This is a genomic window from Streptomyces litchfieldiae (genome assembly GCF_031845365.1).
Classification (GTDB): Bacteria; Actinomycetota; Actinomycetes; order Streptomycetales; family Streptomycetaceae; genus Streptomyces; species Streptomyces litchfieldiae.
In genome coordinates, this window is the sequence record NZ_JAVREL010000043.1 from 1 (window position 1) to 11,348 (window position 11,348).

General features: G+C 67.7%; 9 protein-coding genes and 2 pseudogenes. 8 read left to right on the top strand and 3 right to left on the bottom strand.

Translation table 11 applies throughout. The features are described from left to right. Positions 1–273 precede the first annotated feature (273 nt). On the bottom strand, positions 274–987 hold the full coding sequence (locus tag RM590_RS35060; protein ID WP_311708868.1) for a hypothetical protein: 714 nt from the start codon (positions 985–987) through the stop codon (positions 274–276). A gap of 490 nt (positions 988–1,477) precedes the next feature. On the opposite strand from RM590_RS35060, the gene RM590_RS35065 reads away from it, so the two are divergent. The 4 genes and pseudogenes from RM590_RS35065 (at position 1,478) to RM590_RS35085 (ending at position 6,761) form a co-directional block, all read left to right on the top strand. Continuing rightward, positions 1,478–1,831, top strand: coding sequence for a VOC family protein (locus RM590_RS35065; RefSeq protein WP_311708869.1), 354 nt, complete (start codon positions 1,478–1,480; stop codon positions 1,829–1,831). A 109-nt stretch (positions 1,832–1,940) separates the two neighbouring features. Beyond that, positions 1,941–3,005, top strand: a pseudogene (locus tag RM590_RS36270) (IS630 family transposase). A 504-nt stretch (positions 3,006–3,509) separates the two neighbouring features. Continuing rightward, a complete protein-coding gene (locus RM590_RS35080; RefSeq protein ID WP_311708872.1) occupies positions 3,510–5,132 on the top strand; it encodes an AbfB domain-containing protein in 1,623 nt (540 codons plus the stop codon). A 241-nt stretch (positions 5,133–5,373) separates the two neighbouring features. After that, positions 5,374–6,761 (top strand): annotated as a pseudogene (locus tag RM590_RS35085) (IS1380 family transposase). A 270-nt stretch (positions 6,762–7,031) separates the two neighbouring features. On the opposite strand, the gene RM590_RS35090 reads toward RM590_RS35085, so the two are convergent. Continuing rightward, complete coding sequence (locus tag RM590_RS35090) at positions 7,032–7,610, bottom strand: ArsR/SmtB family transcription factor (protein ID WP_311708873.1); 579 nt, start codon at positions 7,608–7,610, stop codon at positions 7,032–7,034. 57 nt (positions 7,611–7,667) lie between these two features. On the opposite strand from RM590_RS35090, the gene RM590_RS35095 reads away from it, so the two are divergent. The 4 genes from RM590_RS35095 to RM590_RS35110 all read left to right on the top strand — a co-directional run bounded on the left by RM590_RS35095 (position 7,668) and on the right by RM590_RS35110 (position 10,759). Further along, positions 7,668–8,237, top strand: coding sequence for a dienelactone hydrolase family protein (locus tag RM590_RS35095; protein WP_311708874.1), 570 nt, complete (start codon positions 7,668–7,670; stop codon positions 8,235–8,237). A 121-nt stretch (positions 8,238–8,358) separates the two neighbouring features. After that, positions 8,359–8,760 carry a hypothetical protein gene (locus RM590_RS35100; protein ID WP_311708875.1) on the top strand — a complete coding sequence of 134 codons (402 nt, stop codon included), beginning with the start codon at positions 8,359–8,361 and terminating at the stop codon, positions 8,758–8,760. 298 nt (positions 8,761–9,058) lie between these two features. Further along, positions 9,059–9,985, top strand: coding sequence for a recombinase family protein (locus RM590_RS35105; RefSeq protein ID WP_311708876.1), 927 nt, complete (start codon positions 9,059–9,061; stop codon positions 9,983–9,985). A gap of 129 nt (positions 9,986–10,114) precedes the next feature. Continuing rightward, positions 10,115–10,759, top strand: a complete 645-nt coding sequence (locus tag RM590_RS35110) for a hypothetical protein (protein ID WP_311708877.1) — start codon at positions 10,115–10,117, stop codon at positions 10,757–10,759. Between the two features lie 59 nt (positions 10,760–10,818). On the opposite strand, the gene RM590_RS36155 is transcribed toward RM590_RS35110, so the two are convergent. After that, positions 10,819–10,965, bottom strand: coding sequence for a hypothetical protein (locus tag RM590_RS36155; RefSeq protein WP_394814040.1), 147 nt, complete (start codon positions 10,963–10,965; stop codon positions 10,819–10,821). Positions 10,966–11,348 lie beyond the last annotated feature (383 nt).

The following is an 11,348-nucleotide window of genomic DNA, read 5'->3' on the forward strand; positions in this document are numbered from 1 at the left end:
GTCCTCACGACCGAACGTGAACAGGACCTTCGGGACCGCCCGGCCCTTCACCGGATCCCACTCGTTGTGGGCCAGGTGCAGGTACCGGACCGTGCCGGACTTGTTCTCCCGTTTCGTCGTCTTCACGCACATGACTCCAGACCATACAGAGCAAGCCCAGGTCAGAACAGGCCAATCCGCAAAGTCGCGTCTCTAGGCAAATCCAGCCGCGCCACCAGCCCTCAAGCCGCTGACCTGCACCTTCAGCCCAGCTACGACTCCAGAACCCCCGAATTACGCGGAACGCAGGTGAGATAGCGCAGCCGATTGCGGATCGTTCCGCGATGCAGGGCCCCGCCTGACTCGTCGGCGAACAGCGCTGGCGAATCGGGGAACTTGGGGCGCACGTCGTCCAGGAACCATCGCAGCACCAGGTCCAGGCCGTCGAGCATGGGCACCCAGCGGGGCCGGGGCCCGGAGGTGTGAGCCCCTTTGCCGAAGCGGACGTGGAGCTTGCCGAACGGGCCGCGGGTGAAGTGCACGTCCGGCTTTTCCAGCCTTTTCCAGCAGTGATGTCTCCTCCGAGCGGAGGCCGGCGTGATACAGGGTCCTAAACAGCGCATAGTCCCGGGCGGCGGGCCCGTACTTCCTGGGGGTGGCGATCCGCTGCTTCATGAAGTCGAAGAACTCCGCCACCCGTTCCGGTGTCGGCGGCGGCACGAGGGTCGGGGAGTCGTCGCCGACATGTCGGGAGGCGTTGAACTCGTCGACCGGGCAGACCAGCCGGACGCCGAACGCTGCCTCGATCTCGGCGGCCTTGCGGGCCTGCAGGAACCGGTGGAACCTCTTGAAGATCTGCACGTACTCGCGCCGGGTCGACGTCGCCCGGCCCTTCACCGCGAGGTCACCGACCACACGGTCGATGTCCTCCGGCGTCACCTCCCACGCGGGTCGGCCCAGAGCCGCGAGGGTTCGCTCCAGCAGGCCGATGTCGTTGTCGATGGTCACCGGGCTGAACCCCCGGGCCCGCCATGAGGCGGCGAACGCATCGACACACGCGGTCTGGAACTGCCACGGGTCCGTGGCCAGCGGCTCCAGGGGGACGGACCCGCCCACGATGAACCTGGAGTCCGGCCTCGGCCACCGGCACACCTTCCTCGCACCTGAACGGTCAAGGCAGCACCTTGAAGACCAGGGTGCTACCGCGAGAACCAGCGATGACCTCAGGACCGGGATACGGCCAGGTGGCAGCGGCAACTCTTGTGAGGGAACAAGTGCGAGCCCCAGATGGCTGGACCAAGACCTTCACCGACCCCCGCCTCCACGAGGGCGAAGACAGAGGCGTCTGCCAAGGCTGGCTGACACGTGTCCTTTGACAGTGAAGTCAGTCGCACTGTCATCCCAATCGAGGCGGTTGACGGCGAAGCTCGTCGTCAGCGCCCTCTTTGCCAGTAGCGGCTTTGCGGGGTGGGCCGCCGGTCTGCCTATGCTCAGGCCCATGGCACTGGAATGGGAACAAATCATCGTCGACTCCGCCGCCCCGGTCGCTCTCGGGCGCTGGTGGGCCGAGGCTCTCGGCTGGGTTGTGGTCGACGAATCCGAGGAGATCATCGAGATCCGGCCTGAGCCGGACCGGATGCCGGGTCTGCTCTTCGTGCCTGTCCCCGAGGGCAAGACCTCGAAGAACCGGCTCCACCCCGACTTCCGCCCCGACGACCAGGAGGCCGAGGTCGCCCGGCTGCTCTCCCTCGGTGCCCGGCGCGCCGACACCGTGCAGGACGGGCAGCACTGGGTGACGCTCCTCGACCCGGAGGGCAACGAGTTCTGCGTCCTGAGTGACCGCAAGAGCTGAGCGGGGACCGGGCAGCTGTCCGGGGCCCGACGTCCGCTACTGAACTTGATTGGGTGATGTCGGGACATTCGCCTGACGGGCCGGGGCGGTGCTGTGTATGTCCTTGTGCGTGAGGTACGCGCAGGGCGGCGGGCTGACCGACACCGGGAGGGCCGTTCGGGAGCGGGTCCGGCTGGAGGCCGTGGCCCGGTTCGAGGCTGGAGAGACGACCAGCACGATCGCCGCCACGCTGCGGGTGAGCGAGCGGTCGGTGGAGCGTTGGCGCCGTGCATGGCGCGAGCACGGGACGGCCGGGGTGCTCTCGAAGGGCTCTCCGGGGCGTCCCCGGCTCAGTGAAGGGCAGATAGCGCGGCTGGAGCGGGAGTTGGAGCGCGGCCCGCTGGCCCATGGCTGGGAGGACCAGCGCTGGACCCTGGCAAGGATCAAGACATTGATCGGGCGGCTGTTCCACGTCAGCTACACCGTGGAGGGCACCTGGCGGCTGCTGAAGCGGCACGGCTGGTCGTGCCAGCAGCCCGCGCGCCGGGCGATCGAGCGGGACGAGACGGCTGTTGAGGTGTGGAAGAAGGAGGTCTGGCCGGAGATAAAAGGACCGCGGCGGACCGCGGCGCTTGGGTGGTCTTCGAAGATGAGGCCAGCCAGTCGCAGAGGCCGCCGCGTGCCAGAACCTGGGGCAGAGTCGGCCAGACCCCCGTGGTGAGGGTCCGGGGCCGGGGTTCCGGGCGGATCTCGATGGCCGGGATGTCCTGCTACAAGACCGGCGAGCGGTCGAGGCTGATCTACCGCTCCCGCCTCCACCGGGGCCGCAAGGGGGAACCGAAGGGCTTCACCTGGCGCGACTACCGCGACCTGATCGTCCGGGCGCGCATCCAGCTCGGTGGACCGGTCGTGCTGGTGTGGGACAACCTCGCCGCTCACAAGATGCCGCAGCTCAAGGCGTTCTTCGAGGACAACGCGGACTGGCTGACCGTCTTCTACCTGCCCTAGGCCCCGATCTCCACCCGCAAGAGGCATCTGGTCGCAGGTCAAGCGCGGGATCGGTAACCTCGCCGCCGCCTCGGTCGACCACCTCGCCGCAGCCGTGAAGCACCGCCTGAAGAAGATCCAGCACCGGCCCCAACTGATCGACGCCTGCCTCGCCCAGGCCGGCCCGTCCCTGGACAACTCGCCCTGACCACGCCCGACATCACGCATTCAACTTCAGTAGCGACTCCAATCGGCGATCGGCCCTGATGCGCCGACCGCGTGGCCGTCGCGCCCTACCGCCGTGGCGGTGGCTGGGGCGGTGAAGGCGCGGACGGTGGAGTCGATTACGCAGGCGACCAGGAGGACGAAGCCGAACGGGGCGAGCCTGGCCCAGACCCGGACTTCGCGAGTCACCCGAGCCGTTCCCACCGCAGCCTTGCGTGCTGGTTGGGGACGTGGACGGCGCCACCTCAATCATGCGACAGCAGCGGTCGGCATCGTCGCACCGTCGATCCGCGACGGAACCGGGACGGTTCCCGATAGTTTTCGGAAAACCGGCCTGAAAGTTAAGACGGGCGACATGTGTCTTGTCATTTTCATGAGCCGCCTTTACAACGCTATAGACAACCTTTTCTAGCACTCGGGTCGCCATCCTGTCACTAATCACATCTCCCGACGACGTAGAGGAGCACCCGTGACACCCCCCACCCCCGTGACCCGAAGAAATCTCCTCAGAGCCGGCGCCGCGGCGGGCGCCGGAGCCGCACTGCTCTACACCGCGGCACCCGCCGCCCACGCGGCTTTCACCCACCCCGGCGCGCTCCACACTCAGGCCGACTTCGACCGCATGCACGCGAAGGTATACGCGGACGCGCAGCCCTGGAAGGCGGGCTGGGACCGGCTCATCACCAACACGCATTCCCACCCCGGATGGACGCCCAACCCGCAGGAGACGATCCTCCGCGGCGGCAGCGGCGCGCAGAATTACCACATCCTCTACAACGACATCCACGCGGCGTACCAGAACGCGCTGCGCTGGAAGATCACCGGCACCACCGCCCACGCCAACACCGCCCGGGACATCTGCAACGCCTGGTCGGCGACGCTGAAGAGCCTCGACCCCACCTACTCCGAGTCCCGCCTCGCCTCAGGCATCTACGGGTACCAGTTCGCCAACGTCGGCGAGCTGATGCGCGGCTACTCAGGCTTCGACCTGGCCCGGTTCCAGCGCATGATGGTCAACGTTTTCTATCCGCTCAACTCCGACTTCCTGGTCAGGCACAACGGCACCTGCGAGTCCCACTACTGGGCCAACTGGGACCTGTGCAACATGATCTCGATCATGGCCATCGGGATCCTCTGCGACGACCAGGCCAAGTTCAACGAGGCGGTGAACTACTTCCACAACGGCGCGGGCAACGGCTCCCTTGCCCACGCGATTCCCTTCCTCCACGGCAGCGACCTGGCGCAGTGGCAGGAGAGCGGCCGCGACCAGGCGCACAGCCTCATGGGCATCGGGCTGATGGGCACCCTCTGCGAGATGGCCTGGAACCAGGGCATCGATCTCTACGGCGCCGACAACAGCCGTTTCCGCAAGGCGTGCGAGTACGTCGCCCGGTACAACCTCGGCTACGACGTGCCGTACACCACCTACAACAACTGCGACAACGTGAACCAGACCGTTATCAGCACGGGGGGCCGCGGCCAGGTGCGCCCGGTCTGGGAGCGGGTCTACCACCACTACGCCGTCAGGCGCGGCATGGCCATGCCGAACACCGGCGACATGGTGGCCCGTGTCAGGCCCGAGGGAGGCGGCGGCGACTACGGCCCGAACAGCGGCGGCTTCGACGAACTCGGCTTCGGCACGCTGGCCCACACCCGGGAGTCCGGCACGGCCACCCTGCCGGCCGGCGCCCACTCCCTCCAGTCGGTGAACTACCCCTCCCGCTACATCCGCCACCAGAACTACCTCGGCTACCTCCACGAGGTGACCAACGCCAGCACCACCCAGGTCAAGCAGGACGCCACCTTCACGATCGTCCCCGGCCTCGCGGCCCCCAACGGCTACTCCCTCCGCGCCGCCAACGGCCAGTACCTACGCCACAATCACTTCCGCATCCACCTCGCCGCCGACGACGGCACGGCAGCCTTCCGCTCGGACGCCACCTTCATCCCACGCCCCGGCACCGCCAGCGGCAGCGTCCGGCTGGAGTCGACCAACTACCCAGGCCGCTTCCTGCGCCACCGCAACAACGAGCTGTGGCTCCACTCCTACGACGCCACCCAGCTCTTCCGTGAAGACAGCTCCTTCCGAGCCGTCAGCCCCTGGACCTGAGCCACTTCGCGCCGACGGCGGCTTGCCGGCACTCGGCTCCGCGGGACCTCGTACGCCTCGCGGGGCCTTACCGTCTCGTTCGCCGTCAGGCGAATGTCCCGACATCACCCAATCAAGTTCAGCCTGGATCCACCGCGTGACGGTCGGGCTGTGGACGGTGAAATGGAAAGAGGTGCCCGCTGACCTGGATGATGGGAGTTCCTACGCCCTCATCAGTCCCACACAGCAAGGCACCTCGTAAGTGAAAGTCTTCCACACCCCCACGGCGCTGTTCGCCGCGTTCGACGACCCCGATCTGATCGCGCACGCGGGACTCGTCCCCACGATCCGGCTGGCCGAGCGGTGCGGCCTGACCGCCCTGATCGCCGAGAAGCTCCGCCTGACCGGCGCGAAGAACGGGGCCGGTACGGCCGCTGACGCGAAGGCGCTGTCGATCGTGGGTGGCATGGTCGCCGGGGCCGACAGCATCGACGACCTGGACCTGCTCCGCCACGGCGGCCTGCCGCGCTTGTTCGGCTCGGTGCGCGCCCCGTCGACGCTGGCAGCTTCCTGCGCGCGTTCACCCGGGGGCATGTGCGTCAACTGGAGTCCGCCACCCGGGCGTTCACCTGCCGCCTGGCCGCGCACACCGGGCTGGTCCCCCGCGGGGACGAGGTGGTGTTCGTGGACATCGACTCCAAGGTCAAGCAGGTCTACGGCCCGGCCAAGCAGGGCGCCTGTTTCGGCTACACCAAGCAGCGCGGTCTGCACTTCCAGATCGTCACAGTGAAGACGGGCACCTGCGCACCCGTCATCGTGGCCACGCGGCTGCGCAAGGGATCGGCCGGCTCCGGCAAGGGCGCGGCGAGTCTGCTGCGTGAGGCGCTGGCCACGGTGCGGGCGATGGGCATCACCGCGCAGATCATCGTCCGCGCCGACTCCGCGTACTTCTCCCACAAGGTCGTCGACGTCTGCCGCAAGGCCGGCGCGGCCTTCTCCCTCGCGGTCGCAGTCAAGAAGACGATCCGTGAGGCGAGCACCACGATCCCCGAGGACGCCTGGACACCAATCAAGTACGCCTCCTCCGTCTGGGACGCCGAAGAGGAACGCTGGGTCTCCGACGCCGAGATCGCCGAGATCCCCTTCACCGCGTTCACGAGCAAGAAGAAGGCCTTTCACACCACCGCCCGGCTGATCGTGCGCCGGGTGAAGCACCTGAACCCCAAGAACGTGCCCGAGGGGCAGGCCGAGCTGTTCGACGTCTGGCGCCACCACGTCATCTTCACCGACAGCCCCTTCGTCCTGGCCCAAGCCGAACCCATGCACCGTGAACACGCCCAGGTCGAGCAGGTCTTCGCCGATCTGGAAGACTCCGCGCTCGCCCACCTGCCGTCGGGGAAGTTCACCGCGAACGCCGCCTGGCTCACCCTGGCCGCCACCGCCTACAACCTCACCCGGGCCGCCGGCCACCTCGCCTCCGTCTTCCACGCCAGGGCGCGGACCGGAACCATCCGCCGCCACCTGATCAACATCCCCGCCCGGATCGCCACCGGAGCCCGCCGCCTCGCCCTCCACCTGCCCAGGCACTGGCGCTGGGCAGACGACTTCACCGACCTGTGGACGGCGACCGGACAGCGCATGGTCACCTGACCCACGCGACCATCTCGCCCGCCCACGACCCGGAAGAACCTCGGAGACCCCGCACCGGACGGCCACCCGGCGATCACCGCTGCCCGCACCCCGAAGAAACACCCGGAACCCGCCCGCCGCCCTGGACGAGGACGACGACGGGGGCGAGCCGGATTAGGGCCTGTCCGATAGGCCAGGTGACTCGGTGGTTGCTGCCTGAGATGGGGCCAGGGCGGTGAAGGTTCGGGGGCTGCAGGCCGTGGCTGCGGACGACACGACCTGCGGTACAGGTCAGTCCGCCGCAGACTCAGCCTCTGGCAGCGCCGGATAGTCGGTCGGGTAGAGCCCGGCCGCGAAGCCGTACACCACATCGCCTCCGCGCGGCAGTTGTGCGTAGTCATTGGCGAGTTCCAGGACCCGCGCCCAGAACTCGCGGGCCTGTTCCTGCGGGATCCGAACATGCCGCACGATCGAGGACAGTTGATCTGCCTGGTGCGCCGGGACCGACTCGGCTGCGGCCGTGGCGAGATCGTTGTTGCAGTACGGAGTGACGCCCCCGTCAGTCGGGCTGACCGTGCCGACACGGAAGATGCGAGCGGTGCGGCCGTAGAAGCGCTCGTCGATGGCCCGCACCCGGCGGGTCCGCACGACCTTCAGCAGATGGGCATCGACCAGGACGCTCACGTGGTGCGCGACCGTGCTCTTCGGGCGGTCCAGTGCGCCGGCCAATTCGCTCACGGTGGCAGCGCGTTCGAGGAGCAGCTCAAGGATGGCGTTGCGCACTGGGCTGGCCAGCGCGTGGAGCTGGGCCGGGTCTGACACGTCTGTGACGTCGGCGAGATCGTAGTCGGGGCGGGTATTGTTCGGCACATCTCGATTATTCTAGAGTTTCGGATCATTCGCTACTGGTGAGCAAGGGGTTGGGTCATGACAGAGGTCGTGCTGTTCCATCACGCGCAGGGGCTGACCCCCGGCGTCGCCGCTTTCGCCGACGAACTCCGCGCCGTCGGCCACACCGTCCACACGCCCGATCTCTTCGAGGGGCGCACCTTCGGCTCCCTTGAGGAGGGTTCGGGCTACGTCGAGCAGATCGGCTTCGGCGAGATCACCGAGCGGGGCGTCCGCGCGGCCGAGCACCTGCCGCAGGACATCGTTTACGTCGGCTTCTCGCTCGGTGTGCTGCCTGCCCAGAAGCTGGCGCAGACTCGGTCGGGCGCGCAGGGCGCGCTCCTGTTTCACGCCTGTATCCCTGTGTCGGAGTTCGGCGCGGCTTGGCCTGACGGTGTGCCTGTGCAGGTGCATGCGAAGGAAGCCGATCCGTTCTTCGCCGAGGACGTCGATGCTGCTCGCGCGCTCGTCTCCGATTCCGCTGACGCGGAGATGTTTCTGTATCCCGGAGACCAGCATCTGTTCGCGGACCATTCGCTGCCGTCCTACGACCCGGACGCTGCCAAGCTCCTGACTCAGCGGGCGATCGAGTTTCTCGGCTCGCGCTAGGGCGCGTATCGAGTCGTGATCAATCTGCGGGTTCGGGACTCGCTCCGAGGCTCCGATCCGGTAGATCGTTTTGTGTGACTCGTGTGCAGCTGACGGACGAGGAGTGGGAGTTCATCGAGCCATGACGCGCTATGTGGTCGATGCCAGGACCTTGCTGCGCATCGTGTCGACCGGTGTGCAGATCAGTCCCGATCACCAGCTTGTCGCACCGAATCCGGTGCGGTCGCAGGCACTGTCGCTGCTGTTCGAACAGGTCAGCTGCGGCGAGCTCGACGAGGTCGAGGCGTTGCGCATGCACGAGCGCCTGACCGAGGTAAAAATGCGACTGCTGGGCGATCGGGTCTCCCGTCGCACAGCCTGGCGGATCGCCCGGGAGCAGGGGTGGGACACTATCGGGGACGCCGAATACCTCGCCGTGACGCGGCTTCAGGCCGATGCGCTGGTCACGATCGATGAGGCATTGGCTCGTCGGGCGGATGGCATCGTTCCCGTGGCGTCGCTGGACGCTCTGAGTTCCACGTAAGGCGCTCGCAAGCGAGCACTCCGGCGATCGTCGGCCCGGCCTGCCCGAGCTGGGGGTCGACCATTGCCTTCTTCGCCCGTCATCTGTCGTAACGGGACTACGAGGCGGCGGCGAGCCGCCCGCTCCAGCTCATAGGTGCATCGGTCGCCTGTCGTCAAACGATCGAATGACGACAGGCTCCACGGGCGTCCAATGAACCCGGACATTCCGGGGCGCCGATCCAATGAGATCCGATGGCGGTTGAGGACAGGGTTTGACGACAGATAGGGTCCGTTCCTCCGCGCGGAAAGGGGCCGCGATGGCGAACCTGGTCTACAAGCGGGTCTCGACCGACCAGCAGTCGACCGACCGCCAGAACCTCGTCCTGGCCGAGGCCGGCATCGAGGACCCGGTCGTCTTCGAGGAGGAGGCCGGGACCTCCAGCCGCCTCCACCCCCTCCAGCGCCCGAAGTTCCGCGCGCTCCTCGACTACGCGCGGCCGGGCGACACCGTGCACATCTCCGAGATGTTCCGCCTCGTACGCGGCACCCAGCACATCCTCGACGTGCTCGACGTCCTCCACCGCGACCGGCTCGCCCTGCGCATCCACGACGGCGCCTTCTCCGCCATGGACCTCACCGCACGCCACCCACGCACCGGAGAACTCCTGTCCACCGTGAAGTTCATGGTGCAGACCCTCGCCGCCGCCGGCGAACTCCAACGCGACCTCCAGCGCGAACTGACCTACGACGGACTGCGCGCCGCCGAGGCCAAGGGCAACAAGGGCGGACGCCGCCCCGCCATCCCGGCCGACAAGACCGACAGTGTCCGCACCGCGTACCTGGACGGCCGCTCCATCGCCGCCCTCGCCCGCGACCACCACGTCAGCCGCGGCGCCATCCGCACCGCCGTCGCCGACCTCCTGCCCGACCACACTCCCGATGCCGGGGACACCCCGGCCCCGGAACTGCCGGTCACCCTCGACATGCCCGGCAAGGTCGCCGACTTCCTCCGCACCGCCGAACTGGAGCCCGCCGAGCGGGCCGCCCTCGACTCCGGCGTCACCGTACGGCGCGGCCAGGGCTACACCCTGCGCGTCAGCACCGTCCCCGCCGTCCACCGTCAGCTCCTCACCCGCTGCCAGCCCCTCGACGGCGGCCAGGGCGCCCCGGCGGTCCCGGCCCAGCGCAAGGCCCGCCGCGAGTACGAGAACCGCGTCAGCACCCTCGCGCCGACGGGACCATGATCAATCTCACCGATACTGGCTGTTCCGTTGGTCCCCAAGACCGGTCTCCGTCGGCACGCGCTACAACCACACCCCCGACCTCAAGCAGCTACGCACCTCCCGCATCCCCGAGCAACTGGAAGGACACTGATGTCGACGCCACCGCCCCTCCCCGAGCCGCAGGACACGGCTGCCGCAGCGCACACCTCTGGCGTGCACAACCACTACACCGGCCAAGGAGTGGTGGTGGTCCAGGCCGGGTCGATCCAGGGCGACGCCACCATCAACGTCGCCCCCGACCCGCTGGCGGCCCACCCCGTGCCCCTCATAGCTACCGTCACACTCACCGGGGCCGGAAGACATGAACGCTCCGATCTACCCAACGGGGTGTACACGCCTTGGGACATCTCGGTGCTGGTCGAAGGCCGCAGCGCACAGGCGGTCATCCTTCATGGGATGCGCGTGCTCGTGGCGACCCGTCGCCGAGTGAGCTTCCTCCCTGACCGAGGCCATTCTGGCGTGTACCCCGCGCCCCTGCGCAGTCGCGACTTCAACCTCAACCTCAACGCTGAAGAACCGTCCTCGTACGCGCGAAACGGCCAACCCGACTTTCCGTTCACGGTGCACGCGAGCGACCCCGAACTGTTCAAGATCACACCAGGTGTCTACGAGCACGAGGTTGACTGGCGGTTCGCGCTGGACTGGAGCTGCGCCGGTCGGCACGGCACCATCACTCTCCCCGAAAACGGGATACTCAGGTACGGCCCAGAACGCGCCTACACCATCCCTGACTGACGGGGCCGACCGAGCGAGACCCTTGAGCTCCCGCCTATGCGCCCAGGTCGCGTTCGGTGTCAGCGGCCAGTTCTACTGGCCGCCGTCACGTTCGGTCTCGTAGGAGCCGTGGAGCAGGAAGTACCGAGCTGTTCGTGGACCTCCCAGGCCCGCTTGAGTAGGGCGGCGGCCAGGCCCTGATGGCGAGCGTGGTCGGCGACAGCCAAGCCGTGGATCTTGGCGACGGCTACGCCCAGGGTCAGGGCCTCCGACGGCTCGTAGCCGTGGTCCAGCCCTCTTTCGATGATGGTCGCGGGGCAGTCACAGACAGCACGGTGGTCACCATCCGGGCCAGCGTCGTGACCCAGGGCACCAGAACACCCTCACCCAGGCAGTATCCCCAGGTCAGGGGCTACTCCGTTGCTTTTTCGGCGAGTACTACCCTCGATTCGTCAGCGGGATTCGGTGGCTGATCTGCTCGGTAGTTCGCCCGTAATGTCCTCGGGCCGTTCGAGGTGGGCCGTCGCGTGACGCCGCGGGTGCGCCGGGCTCCACGGGCCCGGAGTGCTGCCGGTCTTCTCCTTCCTGATCCTTGTCGGGGCAGTGCCCG